The organism is Pseudomonas sp. DSV-1 (assembly GCF_035830915.1).
GTDB lineage: Bacteria > Pseudomonadota > Gammaproteobacteria > Pseudomonadales > Pseudomonadaceae > Aquipseudomonas.
In genome coordinates this window covers 720,881-737,573 of sequence record NZ_JAYMYG010000001.1, presented here as the reverse complement: position 1 = coordinate 737,573, position 16,693 = coordinate 720,881, and the positions used below count along the sequence as shown (strand labels likewise).

Annotated in this window: 18 protein-coding genes and 1 riboswitch; of the genes, 8 read left to right on the top strand and 10 right to left on the bottom strand. The window is 58.2% G+C overall.

The window, feature by feature from the left end; translation table 11 throughout:
* The first annotated feature begins 23 nt into the window (after window positions 1–23).
* Together VSQ83_RS03480 and VSQ83_RS03475 are read left to right on the top strand one after the other, a co-directional pair.
* Window positions 24–1,022: a class I SAM-dependent methyltransferase gene (locus VSQ83_RS03480; protein WP_326425298.1), complete on the top strand. Its 999-nt coding sequence runs from the start codon at window positions 24–26 to the stop codon at window positions 1,020–1,022.
* Window positions 1,023–1,071: 49 nt separating this feature from the next.
* Window positions 1,072–1,193: riboswitch (yybP-ykoY riboswitch) on the top strand.
* 90 nt (window positions 1,194–1,283) lie between these two features.
* On the top strand, window positions 1,284–1,868 hold the full coding sequence (locus tag VSQ83_RS03475) for a TMEM165/GDT1 family protein (RefSeq protein ID WP_133078943.1): 585 nt from the start codon (window positions 1,284–1,286) through the stop codon (window positions 1,866–1,868).
* Window positions 1,869–1,979: 111 nt separating this feature from the next.
* Here the strand turns inward: VSQ83_RS03475 and VSQ83_RS03470 are convergent, their stop codons facing one another.
* From VSQ83_RS03470 to VSQ83_RS03455, 4 genes are read right to left on the bottom strand one after another with little or no spacing between them, the layout of a single operon-like run.
* Window positions 1,980–2,801, bottom strand: coding sequence for a M48 family metallopeptidase (locus tag VSQ83_RS03470; protein WP_326425296.1), 822 nt, complete (start codon window positions 2,799–2,801; stop codon window positions 1,980–1,982).
* A 34-nt stretch (window positions 2,802–2,835) separates the two neighbouring features.
* Window positions 2,836–3,462 carry an SOS response-associated peptidase gene (locus VSQ83_RS03465; protein ID WP_219260927.1) on the bottom strand — a complete coding sequence of 209 codons (627 nt, stop codon included), beginning with the start codon at window positions 3,460–3,462 and terminating at the stop codon, window positions 2,836–2,838.
* 50 nt (window positions 3,463–3,512) lie between these two features.
* Window positions 3,513–3,773: a putative signal transducing protein gene (locus VSQ83_RS03460; protein WP_219260928.1), complete on the bottom strand. Its 261-nt coding sequence runs from the start codon at window positions 3,771–3,773 to the stop codon at window positions 3,513–3,515.
* 12 nt (window positions 3,774–3,785) lie between these two features.
* The gene (locus VSQ83_RS03455; protein WP_133078893.1) at window positions 3,786–3,968 is read right to left on the bottom strand and encodes a CPXCG motif-containing cysteine-rich protein; all 183 of its coding nucleotides are present in this window, start codon (window positions 3,966–3,968) and stop codon (window positions 3,786–3,788) included.
* A 104-nt stretch (window positions 3,969–4,072) separates the two neighbouring features.
* Here VSQ83_RS03455 and VSQ83_RS03450 point away from each other — a divergent pair, with 104 nt between their 5' ends.
* Complete coding sequence (locus VSQ83_RS03450; RefSeq protein ID WP_133078892.1) at window positions 4,073–5,239, top strand: 1-acyl-sn-glycerol-3-phosphate acyltransferase; 1,167 nt, start codon at window positions 4,073–4,075, stop codon at window positions 5,237–5,239.
* Window positions 5,240–5,435: 196 nt separating this feature from the next.
* Window positions 5,436–5,642 carry a hypothetical protein gene (locus VSQ83_RS03445; protein ID WP_019823869.1) on the top strand — a complete coding sequence of 69 codons (207 nt, stop codon included), beginning with the start codon at window positions 5,436–5,438 and terminating at the stop codon, window positions 5,640–5,642.
* Window positions 5,643–5,701: 59 nt separating this feature from the next.
* Here the strand turns inward: VSQ83_RS03445 and VSQ83_RS03440 are convergent, their stop codons facing one another.
* Window positions 5,702–6,286 carry a YajG family lipoprotein gene (locus VSQ83_RS03440; RefSeq protein ID WP_133078891.1) on the bottom strand — a complete coding sequence of 195 codons (585 nt, stop codon included), beginning with the start codon at window positions 6,284–6,286 and terminating at the stop codon, window positions 5,702–5,704.
* A gap of 156 nt (window positions 6,287–6,442) precedes the next feature.
* Here VSQ83_RS03440 and VSQ83_RS03435 point away from each other — a divergent pair, with 156 nt between their 5' ends.
* Both VSQ83_RS03435 and mqo read left to right on the top strand, forming a co-directional pair.
* Window positions 6,443–6,676 carry a hypothetical protein gene (locus VSQ83_RS03435; protein WP_133078890.1) on the top strand — a complete coding sequence of 78 codons (234 nt, stop codon included), beginning with the start codon at window positions 6,443–6,445 and terminating at the stop codon, window positions 6,674–6,676.
* 695 nt (window positions 6,677–7,371) lie between these two features.
* Window positions 7,372–8,880 (top strand): malate dehydrogenase (quinone), encoded by a 1,509-nt coding sequence (mqo, locus tag VSQ83_RS03430; protein ID WP_133078889.1) that lies wholly within the window; start codon window positions 7,372–7,374, stop codon window positions 8,878–8,880.
* A 111-nt stretch (window positions 8,881–8,991) separates the two neighbouring features.
* On the opposite strand, the gene VSQ83_RS03425 is transcribed toward mqo, so the two are convergent.
* The 5 genes from VSQ83_RS03425 to VSQ83_RS03405 all read right to left on the bottom strand — a co-directional run bounded on the left by VSQ83_RS03425 (window position 8,992) and on the right by VSQ83_RS03405 (window position 13,551).
* Window positions 8,992–9,279, bottom strand: a complete 288-nt coding sequence (locus VSQ83_RS03425) for a PA4642 family protein (RefSeq protein WP_219260929.1) — start codon at window positions 9,277–9,279, stop codon at window positions 8,992–8,994.
* Window positions 9,280–9,329: 50 nt separating this feature from the next.
* The gene (locus VSQ83_RS03420; RefSeq protein WP_133078887.1) at window positions 9,330–9,824 is read right to left on the bottom strand and encodes a hypothetical protein; all 495 of its coding nucleotides are present in this window, start codon (window positions 9,822–9,824) and stop codon (window positions 9,330–9,332) included.
* A 55-nt stretch (window positions 9,825–9,879) separates the two neighbouring features.
* Complete coding sequence (locus VSQ83_RS03415; protein ID WP_326425293.1) at window positions 9,880–11,595, bottom strand: ABC transporter ATP-binding protein/permease; 1,716 nt, start codon at window positions 11,593–11,595, stop codon at window positions 9,880–9,882.
* 140 nt (window positions 11,596–11,735) lie between these two features.
* Entirely contained in the window at window positions 11,736–12,296 is a 561-nt protein-coding gene (locus VSQ83_RS03410) for a response regulator transcription factor (RefSeq protein ID WP_019823883.1), read from the bottom strand.
* Entirely contained in the window at window positions 12,289–13,551 is a 1,263-nt protein-coding gene (locus VSQ83_RS03405; RefSeq protein WP_326425291.1) for an ATP-binding protein, read from the bottom strand. The genes VSQ83_RS03410 and VSQ83_RS03405 overlap by 8 nt, the downstream gene beginning before the upstream one ends.
* A gap of 328 nt (window positions 13,552–13,879) precedes the next feature.
* On the opposite strand from VSQ83_RS03405, the gene VSQ83_RS03400 reads away from it, so the two are divergent.
* Both VSQ83_RS03400 and VSQ83_RS03395 read left to right on the top strand, forming a co-directional pair.
* Window positions 13,880–14,596 carry an SIMPL domain-containing protein gene (locus VSQ83_RS03400; RefSeq protein WP_219260932.1) on the top strand — a complete coding sequence of 239 codons (717 nt, stop codon included), beginning with the start codon at window positions 13,880–13,882 and terminating at the stop codon, window positions 14,594–14,596.
* Between the two features lie 414 nt (window positions 14,597–15,010).
* Window positions 15,011–16,636, top strand: coding sequence for an ABC transporter substrate-binding protein (locus VSQ83_RS03395; protein WP_133078883.1), 1,626 nt, complete (start codon window positions 15,011–15,013; stop codon window positions 16,634–16,636).
* The last annotated feature ends 57 nt before the right edge of the window (window positions 16,637–16,693 follow it).

The window sequence follows — 16,693 nt, the reverse complement described above, 5'->3', positions numbered from 1 at the left end:
CGCCCCTTTTTGAGGAGCAGATTATGGATCCGCGCAGTGAAGTACTGCTTCGTCAGCCTGAATACTTTCAAGGTTCGGTGCTGTTGGTCGGCTTGCCGGCTGACGAACTACTCGGCGAATTGCCCGATGCCCACGGCTGGTGCTGGCATGCCGGTGACCAGGCCGTGCTCGACGCCCGTTTTGAAGGCCGTGTGCAGTTTGGTGTCGAAATCCCTGAACGGGCATTCGACACCGCCGTGGTCTTTCTGCCCAAGTCCAAGGAACTGAGCGACTACGTGCTCAAGGCCGTGGCCGCTCGCTTGCCCAATGCCGATGTGTTTCTGGTTGGCGAAAAAAAGGGCGGCATTGAAGGTGCCTCCAAACAACTGATCCCGTTCGGCAAGCCGCGCAAACTCGACAGCGCACGGCACTGCCAGCTGTGGCAAGTGACGGTGGACAACGCTCCGCCAGTGCCCGTGCTGCAAGAGCTGGCGCAACATTACGAACTGCCCTTCGCCGAAGGCCCGCTGAAAGTCGTCAGCCTGCCTGGCGTGTTCAGCCACGGGCGCCTGGATCGCGGCAGCGCCTTGCTGCTTGAGCATCTGGACAAACTGCCCAGCGGCCACGTGCTGGACTTCGGCTGCGGCGCGGGCGTGCTCGGCGCTGCAGTCAAGCGGCGTTACCCGCACAACACCGTCACCTTGCTCGACGTGGATGCTTTCGCCACTGCCAGCAGCCGCCTGACCCTTGCGGCCAACGGCCTGGAAGGCGACGTGATTACAGGTAACGGTATCGACGCAGCGCCCATGGGCTTGAACTCGATCCTGAGCAACCCGCCGTTCCATGTCGGGGTGCACACCGATTACCACGCCACCGAAAACCTGCTGCAAAAAGCGGTCAAACATCTGAAAACAGGTGGCGAACTTCGGATTGTGGCCAACAGCTTCCTGCGCTATCAACCGCTGATCGAAGAGCATTTCGGTGCCTGTGCGGTCAAGGCTGAAGGTCAGGGTTTCCGGATTTACAGCGCCAAGCGCCGTTAAACACATTGTGAAATAAGGGCTTGCCGGATCGGATTTGCCTAGGCAGAATCCGCTCCGTCCTAGGGGAGTAGTCTCCCACGAGCGCCATGCTCGTCCGGCATACGTCAACATACTTGGTCAACAGACCATGGCGTATGCGACCCAGGTGTCCGCACAGACGGACCGGGGTTTGACAAGACCTATGACACGAACACCTTACCCGGGGCGGGAAGGCTGTACGTGTCATAGCCGTGTCGACCCGCCCCTGGAAGCCACCTGATGATGCTCGACTCCTTACTCGTTCCTACCGCAATTGTTGCCTTGGCCGAAATCGGCGACAAGACGCAGCTGCTCGCCCTCATTCTTGCCGCTCGCTTTCGCAAACCCTGGCCGATTATCGCCGGCATCGTGGTCGCGACCCTGGCCAACCATGCCGCGGCCGGTGCCGTAGGCGCCTGGTTCAGCACCTTCTTCAGTGACGCCATGCTGCACTGGATCCTCGCGGCTAGCTTTACCGCTACTGCGTTGTGGACCCTGGTGCCCGACAAGATGGACGACGACGAAGCCAGCACCGCGCGCAAGTACGGGCCTTTCGTTACCACCCTGATTACATTCTTCATTGCCGAAATCGGCGACAAGACCCAAGTGGCGACCGTGATGCTCGCGGCCCAATACCCGGACTTGTGGCTGGTCATTATCGGCACCACCCTGGGCATGCTGATTGCCAACGTGCCGGTGGTTCTGGCGGGTAACTTTGCCGCTGACAAACTGCCGCTGACCCTGATCCGCCGCCTGGCAGCCACCGCGTTTGTCGTACTGGCCATCGTGGCTGTGTACAAGGCGATGCAGATCAGCGGCTGGGTTTAATGACTTGTAGTCGCTGCCGCAGGCGGCGATGGGGTGCGAAGCGACCCTGAAGGTCCTTTGGCCCTTATCGCAGCCTGCGGCAGCGACTACAGGAGTGCGCAACGCCCGAAGTTACTGGGTTTTCGGGGCTTGCTGGTAAAGCGGCATCACCTTCGGAATCGCCCCTTGCAGCGCTGCAATCCGGCTGCTGGAGGCCGGGTGAGTGCTCATGAATTCAGGCGGTGCATCCTGTGATTGCTGAGCCATTTTCTGCCACAGGGTGATCGCCGCATTCGGGTTGTAACCCGCACGTGCTGCCAGCTCCAGGCCGATCAGGTCTGCTTCGTTTTCATTGCTGCGACTGTTGGGCAAGGTCAGGCTGTAGTTCACCACCGTGTCGGCCAGCCCCAGGCTGTCCTGCCCCAACCCCAGCAATGCGCCAGCACCTTGCTTGGCTATCTCGATGCCATAAGCCTTGGACATGGATTCACGCCCGTGCTCACGCAAGGCGTGGGCAATTTCATGGCCCATGATCGCGGCGATTTCATCATCACTGAGTTTGAGCTGATCGATGATCCCGCTGTAAAAGATGATCTTGCCGCCAGGGCCACAGTTGGCATTGAGCTCGTCACTCTTGATCAGATTGACTTCCCAGTTCCATTGCGCGGAATCCGGGCGAAAGGCCGGGGCCTGGGCAATCAGTCGGTTGGCGATTGCCTGCAAACGCCTGGCGTTGGCGCTGGTCTTGTCCAGGGCGCCCTTGGTGCTCGCCTCGCTGACTGTCTGCTGATAAGACTGCGCGTACATCTGGTCAACCTGCTGGCTCGACAGCATGCTGAACATGTACTGCTTGCGTTCGACACCGACCGCACCGCCACTGGTGGTATTCACCGCCTGGCAACCGCCGAGCAATAACCCGGCCCCCATCGCGCACACTACCGCTAACTTACCCATCGAAGATCTCCATAAAGAGGGTGCGCATCGTATCTCAACCCGGCGTCAGGCACTCGGGCGCATTGAGTTTTGGATCATTGACCAGATTGGCCAATGGTCGTTCGCGCAGCGGCGTCTGCGGGCTGGCCAGCAGCGCCTGCAGCACATGAAGAGGGGTTTGAGGGTCAAGCCAGGCCTGCTGGCCCGCCTCATCCAGAATCAATGGGCGGCGCTGGCTGGCCGCGGCCTGGGTAATCACCGCCGTACTCAGCCACACATGCCCCTCTACCGGGTAAGCCTCCCAGATACCGGCAAAAAACAGCGAAGCACCCTCTCCCGGAGTCAGCCAGTAAGGACGTTTGCGGGTGGTGCCACGCCATTCGTAAAAACCGTTGGCCGGGATCAGGCAGCGCCGCTGGCGCAAGGCATCGCGGAACATCGGCTGCTCGGCCACGGTTTCAGCCCGGGCATGGGCAGGAGTGCGCGACAGGTCGGTCAGCCAGGCCGGGGTCAGCCCCCAGCGGGCCCGTGCCAGTTCGCGCTGGCCAGGCTCTGCACCTGCACGCAGGATCAATACCGAATCATTGGGCGAAATATTCCACTGGGCCTGCTGATCCGCCGGAAAACCGGGCAAGGCTGCAAACGCAGGGTTCCAGCGAAACAGGGCAAAACGTCCACACATGGGGCAGCACAACTCTTCATCTATAGATCAGTGAAATAACGTCGCCAGTTTCAGCAGTCCAGCACATCGGGGAAACCCTCGGGCTCATCGCCCGCCACCGGTGACGCGGCATTGTACGCATCGATCAACTCCCGCGCGTATTGCGCGCGATCATTGGCAACCGCCAAACCGAGCAGGCCGAACACGGGCAGCTCACCGGTGGCACCGATCAGGTCGCGTCCCTCAAGCCGCGCCTCCACCCCTTCACTGGCAAGCATGCCCAGCAACAGCTCGGCTTCCATCAGGTTTTCGGGCTCGTAGATGCGCTGCATGATCGTCACTCGCTACTCATTCTCGGTGTGCACATCGAGCATCCACTCATGGCCATCGGTCTGAAGATGGAAAAGGATCGGCCGACAGCACACCGGGCAATCTTCAATGTAGCTCTGATCGCCACCGGAAAGGTCGAGCACAGCTTCTGCCTGCTCGCCACAATAGGGGCATTCATAGTGCTCAGTTTCAAGCATCGCGGTCTCCTGAGTGACTTGTGCGTATAATCGCCTGTCTATTAGCAGGGCTATTTTTGTGCCCTGCCCTGCGTACCAACCCTAGCCGTTTCCAACAAGAGAGCATGATGGGCGAATTCGATACCATCCGACCTTACGACGACGCCGAAGTCCCAGCAGTGCTGGCCCGGCTGCTCAGCGACAAGGCGTTTCTAGATATCCTGACCCACTTTCGCTTCCCGCGCCTGGCAGGCGCTTTCGGCTGGCTGTTAAAACCACTTATAGCTCATCGCCTGCGCAAAGAGTTCGCCAGCGTGACTTCGGTCGCCACTTTGCAGGACAAGGTCGAGGTTTACGTCGACCGCACCATCGAACATGCCACTGACGGCGTGACCTATACCGGCGTCGAGCAGTTGAAGGCTGGCAGCGCCTATCTGTTTTTGGCCAACCACCGCGATATCGTGATGGACCCGGCGTTCGTCAACTACGCGGTTTATCACGCGGGCCTGCCAACGCCGCGAATCGCCATTGGTGACAACCTGCTGCAAAAGCCTTTTGTCAGCGATTTGATGCGCCTGAACAAGAGCTTCATCGTTCACCGCTCGATCACCGGACGCCGTGAAAAGCTGGCGGCTTATCAGCTGTTGTCGGCCTACATCAACCACTCGATCCGCAACGACTGCCAGTCGATCTGGATCGCCCAGGCTGAAGGCCGGGCCAAGGACGGTGATGACCGTACCGACTCGGCGATCCTGAAGATGTTCCACATGAGCCGTAAAAACGAGCCGTTTGCCGAGGTCATTCAGTCACTGAACCTGACCCCGGTATCGATCAGCTACGAATACGACCCCTGTGATCAGGCCAAGGCTCGCGAGCTGTATATCCGCGCCACCACGGGCACTTACAGCAAGGCCCCGGGCGAAGACGACACCAGTATCGCCAACGGCATTACGGGCTACAAAGGACGCGTACACGTGAACTTTGCCGCCCCCATTACCGAGCTGTTCGAGGACAGCAAATTGCTGGCTGCTGAAATGGATCGCCATATCCTCAGCGGTTACCGCCTGTTCCCGGCGCACTACCTGGCGTATGCGCAGTGGGCTGATGCCGAGCCCGAGTTGCAAGTGCCGACGGCTGCCGAGGTCTTCGGTGCCGAAGAGCTGGCCAAGGCCCAGCAGGAGTGGCAGCGCCGCCTGGAGGCCTGCCCGGCCGAGCATCGCCCGTACCTGGTGCTGCAATATGCGATGCCGGTGCGCAATCAGTATCGGATCAAGGCGGGGCTGGCGTTGTAAAAATCTCTGTAGGCGCTGACGAGGCACGAGGCTGCGATAAGGTCCGCAGGGCCTTCAGATTGCCAGGGCTGCTGCACAACCCATCGCAGCCTCGTCCCTCGTCAGCGACTACAAAGGGCCGTTAAATTCTGCTGTCACCGTATCGTCATGAAGAGAGGCCACTCTGTGGCCCCTCGACACCGACACGGAGCTTGTCATGCTGCACGCAGAAAACCAGGACCGCCTTTATCTGATCGCCCCCAGCGACGAACAGCAGGCACTGATCGAGGGCTTGGCCTTTAATGTTCAGGATCGCCACTGGCTGGTCTATTGCGCCCTGAGCGGCCATACCCATGCCGATTTGCCTGAGCTGGACCTGCTCACCGGCGTCAGCCGCCTTGAGCTGTATGCCGAAGCCGCCTGAAGTCTTCAAACACAAAAAAGCCCGAACTCACCGAGTTCGGGCTTTTTGGTTTACAGCGCTTACTCGCCGAGCAAACGACCGATGGTCGGGTCCTTGAACACACGGGTCAGTGCGTCACTTAGCACATCGCTCACCAGCTTGGTGTTGGTTTCCTGATTCGGCGCCATGCCGAAGCGCTGATCAAGGGAAGCGCCATAACGACCGCTGTAAGAACGGCCACCGTTCTTCACGTCAGAGCGGAAGGTCGCGCCAATGGTCGCTTCGGTCACGTACATGGTGTCCTTGGGCGACTGATACTTCAGTTCGGCCAGGGTCACGGTCAATGTCGGGGCATTCATTGCGTTGGATGTCGGCGTGTAGCCCAGCAAACGCACGGCGGCTTCAGCCTGGGCTTGCAGCTTGGGAATCACGTCGGCACTGCTGACGCTGATCGCGCTGGTCTCAGGGTACATGCCACCACGGGTGCCCAGGGTTGGCGAAGGACGACCGTCCACTACACGTACCACTACCGGCTGGCCACGACCCACTGGCGCAAGCTGGGTGGTCAGTTTGGGTTGCGGGCTGAGTTGTTGCGGGCTGTGGGCGCAGCCGACCAGAGTCAAACTGGTCACAGTAATCAAACCGAACAACAGGCGTTGCAACATGCTCATCTCTCCAGGACTGGGTAACACAGGCCGTCAGTATAGGGTGCTGTGCGCCTGCTAACTAGCCGCTTGCTGTCACCACCCTGTCATCGCCATTACATCGTGATGTCACGTCAACAGGGCATTGTCTGAATGACTGACTCAACAGGAGCTGCCATGAACATGTTCTTATCGTTGCTCGGCCTCAATCGCCCTCACCGCTGCTTCGCCCGCCTCGACACGACGGGGCGCTGCCAGGCTTTCAAGCAATGCAAACAACCGCCGGTCGGCGACTGCTGGGTCGAAATCGAAGAAATCCGTCTCAACTGGTTGCACCAGGTACTACCCGCGACCGCCCGTATTGCCTCGCCCGCACCACGTTCGGCAGTGCAACCCCTGCTGGGACTTTGACCAACGCACCAATAAAAGTCATTTAACAGGATCAATTGCCCGCGTTTCTTCGCTACAATCTCCCCCCGATTATAAGGACGTCTCCTGATCGGGCCTCGCAGCATCGCTAATGCGCTTGTATTAGCTCCCCCGCACCGCCCACAGAGAGCCGCCCACACAGATCATGTGAAGCTGGCGCGCTTGAATTTCTTTGCGTAATCCCCACTTTTTACATGGTCTGCCAGAGCTGCCATAACGCTCGGTCACCGGGTTCGGTGCCAGGCTTGCGGCAGCCCTTTTTTGAGGTTCACGTCTTCAAGAGAGCGTGAAAAAAAACGGGTTTCACAACTTCACAAGAGTGTGGCGAGCAAATGAAAAGTTTTGCGTCTGAACATGCACCATTAGCGTCTGATATTGCCCCACCAAGCAGGACCGAAGTCGGCTCCACAGCACAAGACTGAAGCCTGTCCGCTTACGGATTTGGTTGCACAAACGGACGCTCTAGACCTTAAGTCGAATTGCCTCCCGAGTACTGAAATGCGTTCATATGAACCTCGAAGGCCCGGTCGGAGCGTGCGCTCAAGTTGCAAGAAATTGCGAAGAATCGGACATGGCGATCCTGGCCATGAGTGACCCGGGGCCAATCAGAACCACGCCCCCGGAACACCTGGCAGCTATGCCGTCAATTTGGTGCCGTAGATTTTGGAGACGCGTTAATGGCGCATAACGAAGCAGTCGACGTAGTACTGGTTGGAGCGGGCATCATGAGTGCCACCCTCGCCGTACTGCTCAAAGAGCTCGACCCCGGCCTCAAGCTGGAAGTTGTTGAGCAGATGGACTCAGGTGCTGCGGAAAGTTCCAACCCGTGGAACAACGCAGGTACCGGTCACGCTGGCCTTTGTGAGCTGAACTACACGCCGCAAGCGGCTGATGGTTCGATCGACATCAAAAAAGCTGTGCATATCAATGCCCAGTTCGAAGTGTCGAAGCAGTTTTGGGCCTATCTGGCACAGAAAGGGACTTTCGGTTCGTGCAAATCCTTCATCAGCCCGGTGCCTCACCTGAGCTACGTTGAAGGCGAAAAAGGCGTGTCCTTCCTGAAAAAACGCTTTGAAGTGCTGAGCAAGCACCATGCGTTTGCAGACATGGAATACACCGAAGACAAAGCCAAAATGACCGAGTGGATGCCCCTGATGATGCCGGGCCGCCCTGCGGACCAGCACATCTCGGCCACCCGTGTACTGCACGGCACTGACGTGAACTTCGGCGCCCTGACCAAGCAACTGCTCAAGCATTTGGCCAGCGCGGCAGACACCCAGATCAAGTACAGCAAGAAGGTCACTGGCCTCAAGCGCAATGGCAGCGGCTGGACGGTGAGCATCAAGGACACCAACAGCGGCAACACCCGCCACGTTGATGCCAAATTCGTGTTCCTGGGCGCTGGTGGCGCGGCCTTGCCGCTGCTGCAAGCTTCGGGCATTGAAGAAAGCAAAGGCTATGGTGGCTTCCCGGTCAGTGGCCAGTGGCTGCGTTGCGACAACCCGGAAGTGGTCAAACTGCACCAGGCCAAGGTTTACAGCCAGGCCGCAGTGGGTTCGCCGCCGATGTCGGTACCCCATCTGGACACCCGTGTGGTGGATGGCAAGAAGTCGCTGCTGTTCGGACCTTATGCCGGTTTCACCACCAAGTTCCTCAAGCACGGTTCGTTCCTTGACCTGCCGATGTCGATCCGTCTGGGCAATATCGGGCCAATGCTGGCCGTTGCTCGCGACAACATGGACCTGACCAAGTACCTGGTCAGCGAAGTGCGCCAATCGATGGAGCAACGCCTGGACTCCCTGCGTCGTTTCTATCCACAGGCCAAAGCCGAAGACTGGCGTCTTGAGATTGCCGGGCAACGGGTTCAGATCATCAAGAAAGACCCGAAAAAAGGCGGCGTGTTGCAGTTCGGTACCGAACTGGTTGCGGCCAAGGACGGCTCGCTGGCCGCTCTGCTGGGTGCCTCACCGGGCGCTTCGGTAACCGTTTCTATCATGCTGGACCTGATCGAGCGTTGCTTCGCGCAAAAAGCCACTGGCGAGTGGGCGACCAAGCTCAAGGAAATCTTCCCGGCACGGGAAAACGTCCTTGAAACCGACGCCGAGCTGTACCGCGAAATCAGCACCCGCAACTCCGAGTTGCTGGAACTGGTTGAGCCACAGAGCGCCAACACCAGCATCGCGTAACGCAACACCGGCGTAGTGATACGTCAAAAAAAGCCCCTCGTCCTGTTTCAGGCCGAGGGGCTTTTTTGTTGTTCTGTGTGGGAGCGGGCTTGCTTGCTCCCACAGAGTTGATCAGCCGCGGGCCTGGTTGATCAGTTCAATGTATTCGTCAGCGTTGCGCTGATCCCTGATGATGTCCACGAACGTCTGGCCGTGCTCGTCTTTGCCATCCAGGTCAAAACTGGCTTCCTTGAAGAACGTCAGGAAACGCCCAAAGTCATCGATACGCAGGCCACGATAGGCTTTGATCAGTTTGTGCAGCGAAGGCGAAGTAGCATCCACAGGCTCAAAATCCAGGAACAACTTGATCTGCTCGTCGCCGATCTCATCACCAATCAACTGCTTCTTGTCTTTACGCATGTCCGGCTCCAGCCTGCTGATACTTCACGGGCCCGCAGTTTACCCAAGGCTCAACGTGCGCGCACGCTACCGGTGTGCAAGTCGGCCCAAATATGGCCGTTGGCATAGGTCAAAAACTGTACATAGAGCGTGTCGTTGCGCAGCAAATCAATCACGACGCGGTATTGGGACAGCGGATAAGAAAGGCTCAGGGTTCGCGTTTTACTGTCAAACGCGGGCTTTTTCAGGCTTTTGCTTTCGCCATCAAACGAAATCAGCACCTGACGCACCGTCGCGCCCTGGCTCATGGGCTTGCCTTTGAGGCGCACCAATAATGGCGAGGTCACCGGGATCGGCTGCTGATTGGATTGACGCTGGCTCCCCACCACCACCGAATAGGAGGTGACCAGCATCAATTGCTGTTGCTCGGGTACTTCGCTGCGTAACTGCAAGTCATCGGCAGGCAGAAACTGCCCGTGCAACAGCGGTGTTGCAACCGGTGCCGCCGCCAGAGGCAGGCTGGCCAGCAGCAGGCTCAACGCTGCGCTGCGAAATAGAAGGCTCATGTCAGGTTCCAGAAAGCGGGAAGCCGCACTCTAGCATGATGCCCGCCCGCCTCACTTACTGCGCCATCAACTGCCCCTCGACAATACGTACATGACGCGGATGAAACCGCGCAAGACTGCTGCGATGGCCCACGCTGAGAATGCTCAAGCCCGGCAACTGGTCAATCAGGGCCTGGTACAACATGGCCTCATCTTCCTCGTCCATTGCCGAGGTCGATTCATCCATATAAAGCCACTGTGGTCGAAACAGCAGCACACGGGCAAAGGCCAGCCGTTGTTGCTCACCACCCGACAACACACGTTGCCAGTGATCGACCTCATCAAGCCTGGGAATCAGTTGCTCCAGACGGCAGGTACGCAGGACCTGTTCATAACGTTCGGGGGCGTAGGCATCGCCGGTCTGTGGATAACTCAATGCGTCACGCAAAGTGCCTATGGGCAAGTACGGTTTTTGCGGCAAAAAAAGCGACCGTTCACGGGGCAAGCGAATGGCCCCGCCCCCTTGCGGCCAAAGCTCGCCCATGGCGCGCAGCAACGTACTTTTGCCGCTGCCGGAACGACCGCTGAGCATCAGTCGCTCGCCCGGCTGCACCTGCAAATTGGCGTTGTGCAGCAGAGGGCGACCATCGGCCAGCTCCAGGCTCAGGTCATTGATCTTCAAGTCCTCGCCCACGTGTTGCACATCGATCGCTGGCAGACGCTGTTCGTTTTCGGTCATGGCCTGACGAAAGCTCAGCAGACGATCACAGGTGGCGCGCCACGACGCCAGGGTGACGTAGGCATCAATAAACCAGCTGAAGTTCTCTTGCACATTGCTGAATGCCGAGTTGATTTGCATCAGCCCACCCAACTCGATCTTGCCCGCAAAGTAACGCGGGGCCGCGACGACAAACGGAAAGATGATGGCGATTTGCGAGTAGCCCGCCGTGAAGAACGTCAGGCGTTTTTGCACCTTCATTTGCGTCCAGAAATTCTTCCAGACCTTATTGAAGCGCGCGCTCAACCGCTCGTGCTCATTGGGCTCGCCGTTGTACAGCGCAATGCTCTCGGCATTTTCGCGCACCCGCACCATCGAAAAGCGCAGGTCTGCTTCGAAGCGTTGCTGCTGGTTGCTCAAGCCAATCAGGCGTCGGCCAATCAAGTGGGCCAGCCAACTGCCGACCGCGGCGTACAACAGCGCACACCAGAACATGTAGCCGGGAATGGTGATGCCAAAGACTTCGATGCTGCCCGATACGCCCCACAGGATGATCGAGAACGACACCAGGCTGACCAGGTTTCGAATCAAGCCCAGGCCCAGGGTCAGGGTATTGTCGGTGAACGAATTGAGGTCTTCACTGATGCGCTGGTCAGGGTTGTCGGTGTAACCGCCCTGCTCCAGCTGGTAATAGTTTTTATGGGCCAGCCAGCGCGCGAAATGCTGCTCGGTCAGCCAGCGTCGCCAGCGAATGGTCAGCATCTGGGTCAGGTAAAGCCGGTACACCGCGCCGACAATGCCTGCCGCCGCAATGATCCCGAAATAGCCGATCAGGCTCCAGAATGCCGTGGCGTCCTTGTTTTCCAGGGCGTTGTAGAAGTCCTTGTACCAATGGTTGATCCACACGGAGATGCCCACGCTCACCAGCGACAAGGCAATCACTGCGATCAACAGCAACCACGCCCTGAGGCGTTCCTCACTGCGCCAGTAGGGCGTTATGAGCCCCCAGACCCGAGGTATGAAATCCCCACGCACAGCATCATTCACTACAGAAGGCTCAGCGTTCTGATTCATGGTTCAGGCTCGTTGGGAGTAAAGAGCAACCTGTAAGCCGGTCAGGACGACCGGCCCACGACGCAAGGACGCGTCTTGATACAGGTTAGAAGCTGCTGGCGTTTACGTGCAAGGCGCACTGCAAACGTTACAGCTCCCGTTCAGCGTCGCACCGGACGCTTCTGCAATTTACGCTGCAAGGTACGGCGATGCATGCCCAAGGCACGGGCTGTGGCCGAGATATTGCCTTCATGCTCACCCAGCACGCGCTGGATGTGTTCCCACTGCAGGCGGTCAACCGACATCGGGTTGTCCGGCACCAGAGTTTCGAGGTCGGCATGCTGGGACAGCAAGGCGGCGAGCACGTCATCGGCATCGGCAGGTTTGCACAGGTAGTTGCAGGCGCCGCGCTTGATCGCCTCGACGGCGGTGGCGATGCTGGAATAACCGGTGAGGATCACGACCCGCATCTCCGGGTCGAGTTCCAGCAGCTTGGGCAGCAGGACCAGGCCCGAATCGCCGTCCATTTTCAGATCCAGCGCCGCATAATCGGGCAGATCCTGCTGAGCCAGGATCAGCCCTTCTTCGGCAGAACCTGCCGTGCTGACGCGAAAACCGCGACGGCTCATGGCGCGAGCCATGACACGGGTAAAGGTGGCGTCGTCATCTACCAACAACAAATGCGGCAGTTCTTCGCCTTCGACCTGAATTTCTTCACTCATTTTCATTTCCTCGGGCGACACGTGGCAGGCGCAGCTCAGTGAGCGTTCCGCCATCCTCATGACTGTAGAGTTTTACCGAGCCGCCAGCGCGGGTCACGCTGGCTTTACTCAAGAATAGGCCCAGACCGAAGCCTTTGCCCTTGGTGGTAAAAAAGGGTTTGCCGATTTGCTCGGCGATGGCCAACGGTACACCCGGACCGTGGTCACGAATACTGATCGTCAGGTCCACTGCATCCCAATCGACAGTCACTTCCAGCCCTTCAGGGCAGGCATCGGCTGCATTGTTGAGCAGATTGAGCAGCGCCTGAGTCAAATCCGGAGCCGGCGCCAGGCGCGGAACCGGCGCATGGCCCAGACACTGGAAGCGGTAAGTGGCTTCAGGGCGCATCAAGTGCCAGCGGTTCAGGGCCTCATCCAGCCACTGGGTGACATCCTGGACCTCAATCGCCAGGCGACGATTGGCCTCGGCGGCACGCACCAATTGCTGCAGGGTTTCCTTGCACAGCTTGACCTGATCCTGAAGCACGCTCAGATCATCCTGCAACTCAGGGTCCTGGTGATCCCGGCGCATCTCTTTGAGCAGCACACTCATGGTCGACAACGGCGTACCCAGCTCATGAGCCGCCCCGGCAGCCTGGGTTGCCACCGCCAGCAACTGCTGGTCACGCAGGCCTTCCTCACGACGCAAGGCGCGCAGTTCTTCCTGGCGGCGCAGCTCTTCGCCCATCTTGGCCGCGAAGAAGGTAATCACTGCCGCAGACAGCGCAAAACTCAGCCACATCCCGTAAATCTGCAGTTTTTCGCGGAAAAACGGCACGGTGTCTATGGGGTAGAACTGCATCAACAACAGCGTGTAGAGCGCCAGCGCAATGCCGGTCAATACCAGCGAATAGCGCCAGGGCAGCGTGACCGCAGCGATGGTCAGCGGTACCAGATAGTACGAAACAAAAGGGTTGGCCGAGCCACCGGAGAAGTACAGCAAGGCGCTGTGGATACACAGGTCGCAGGCCAGTTGCAGCGCGTACTCGAGCTCTGTCACCGGCCAGGTTGTGCGCAACCGGATCGCGGTAAAAGCACACAACAGCATGGAAAATCCAAGGGTGATGCTCAACTGAAACCAGGGCAGCGGCAGCAAATTGAACAGATAGGCAAAGCCCACTGAACCCGCTTGCGCGGCCAGCACCAACATGCGGATAAACGTAAGACGCCACAGGTTCTGGCGAGTGGCGGACAATAACTGAACGGGGGCGAGCATGAGCTCTCCTGATGAGCGCTCCAGGCGGATCGCCGAGAGTATAACCAAGCGGGCAGCCCCACAGGCAAAAGTGCGGCAAAGAGCCACAGTGTTTTTTGTGAAAAAGCGGCTAATGGCCTGCATCTGGGCAAACTGTGTGGGAGCGGGCTTGCTCGCGATGACTTCGACGCGGTCTGGCTGACAGACACTGGTGCCTGCTTCGCGAGCAAGCCCGCTCCCACAGTGGACAAAGAAGTAGCCGCCAAATGTATCGAAAATGTAATCGGGCGAACTGATGGCCACTGATTAGAGTCATATAGCCATTACTGTCCTCATTCAAGGAGCTTCCATGTCCAACTTTCAACGCACCGCGGCCCTTTTGACCCTGAGCATCGGTGCACTGGCCAGCCTGCCAGCCCTGGCCGACGACATTCATTACAACCAGATTTCCCTGCGTGCCGAGGCCAGCCAGGAAGTAGCCCGCGATTTGATGATCGTGACGCTCTACACCGAGGCGCAAAATACCGATGCCGCCAAGCTGGCCGCAGAAATCACCACCTCGATGAACAAGGCCATCGGCCAGGCCAAGTCCGTCAAGGAAGTCACCCTGCGTCAGGGCAACCGCAACAGCTACCCGATTTACGACAACAAAACCCAGAAGATCACCGGCTGGCGCGAGCGCGCCGAATTGCGACTGGAAAGCACCGATTTCGCCGCCCTGTCCAAACTCACCGGGGATCTGATGCAAACCCTGAAAATGGGCAGCATGCAATTCACCGTCGCCAGTGCCACCCGCAAAACCAGCGAAGACGCGCTGCTCAAGGATGCCGTCAACGCATTCAAGGCCCGCGCTCAACTGGCCACCGACGCACTGGGCGGCAAGGGCTACAAAATCGTCAACCTGAACCTCAACACCAATGGCTACCCGCAGCCTTACATGCGCAGCGAAATGATGATGAAAGCCGCCGCGCCGGCGATGGACTCTGCACCGACGCCGGAAGTCGAAGCCGGCACCAGCGAAGTCAGCATGAGCGCCGATGGCGTGATTGAAGTCCAGATGCAGTAAGCCTATACGTCCTACAAACCCCTGAAGCCTTGAGGCTTCAGGGGGTTTTTTTGCCCTCAGGAAAATACCTACAGACCGTCCTAGTATTAAAAAGCAAAAGCCTACAGATGCTGTCAGCACCGACTTACATCTTTCCAACGCAAGAGTCTAGATAAGTAACAACGCCGTACCAAAACAGTGCGTGCAGGTCCCTTAACTTTCCAAAACACGTAAGAAAATGAGTCAAAAATCCAGACGCAAACGATCAAATGCGTCATAACTTACAGATAAGCGACATTCTTGTACGATCGTTCCACGTTTTAAGACTTCAGCCGCTTACACATATTGCAATGGGTACGGGCTGTGCATAAGTATCGCCGGGTCGACTCACAAGGTCGTCCTCAAACCAAAAATGACAAAAATCATGAGGCCACCATGTTCAAACACGCGGTCATTCCGTTTTTAGTAGGCGCCAGCCTGCTGGCAAGCGTACCTTTCGCCCACGCAGCGACCAACCTGGTGTTCTGCTCTGAAGGCAGCCCGGCGGGTTTTGACCCGGGCCAGTACACCACCGGTACTGACTTCGATGCGTCGGCCGAAACCATGTTCAACCGCCTGAGCCAGTTTGAACGTGGCGGCACCAAGGTAGAGCCGGGCCTGGCAACCAGCTGGGATGTCTCGCCCGACAACCTGACGTGGACCTTCCATCTGCGTGATGGCGTCAAGTTCCACACCACGCCGTACTTCAAGCCAACCCGCGACTTCAATGCCGACGACGTGCTCTTCACCTTCAACCGCATGCTCGACATCAACCAGCCGTTCCGTAAGGCCTACCCCACCGAATTCCCTTATTTCACCGACATGGGCATGGATAAAAACATCGCCAAGGTGGAAAAGATCGATGACAAGACCGTCCGCTTCACCCTGAATACGGTCGATGCCGCGTTTATCCAGAACCTGGCCATGAGCTTCGCCTCCATCCAGTCCGCTGAATACGCCGACAAACTGCTCAAGGAAGGCAAGCCTGCCGATATCAACCAAAAGCCGATCGGCACCGGACCGTTTGCCTTCAAGAGCTACCAGAAAGACTCGAACATCCGTTACACCGGCAACAAGGACTACTGGAAGCCTGAAGACGTCAAGATCGACAACCTGATCTTCGCCATTACCACCGACCCGTCGGTGCGCATCCAGAAGCTCAAGAAGAACGAGTGCCAGGTCACCCTCTTCCCGCGCCCGGCTGACCTCAAGGCCCTTGGCGAAGACCCGAACCTGAAGATGCCCCACCAGGCAGGCTTCAACCTGGGTTACATCGCCTACAACGTGATGGACAAGATCAAGGGCAGCAACGAACCCAACCCGATGGCCCAGCTCAAGGTCCGTCAGGCAATGGACATGTCGGTCAACAAGCAGCAAATCATCGACTCTGTGTATCAGGGCGCAGGCCAACTGGCCGTTGGCGCCATGCCGCCGACCCAATGGTCCTATGACACCAGCATCAAGGACGCACCGTTCGACCCGGTAAAAGCCAAGGAACTGCTCAAGGAAGCAGGGATCAAGGAAGGCACCGAAATCACCCTGTGGGCCATGCCGGTTCAACGCCCGTACAACCCCAATGCCAAGCTGATGGCTGAAATGCTCCAGTCGGACTGGAGCAAGATCGGCCTCAAGGCCAAGATCATGAGCTACGAATGGGGCGAGTACATCAAGCGTTCCAAAGGCGGTGAGAACGGCGCGATGCTGATTGGCTGGAGCGGCGACAACGGTGACCCGGACAACTGGCTCGGCACCCTGTTTGGCTGCGACTCACTGGAAGGCAACAACTTCTCCAAGTGGTGTGACCCCGAGTTCGACAAGCTGGTGAAAGCGGCCAAGGCCACCACCGATGTTGCTGAGCGCACAAAACTGTATCAACAGGCGCAGCAGCGACTCAAAAGCCAGGTTCCGATGACACCCATCGCACACTCGACGGTGTATCAACCCATGCGCAAGAACGTAGAGGACTTCAAGATCAGCCCGTTTGGCCTGAACTCCTTCTACGGGGTCAGCGTCGGCAAATAAAAGGACCGGTGAATGCGGCTACAAGGCCGCATTCACTTATCTACCAGGACGGTGGAA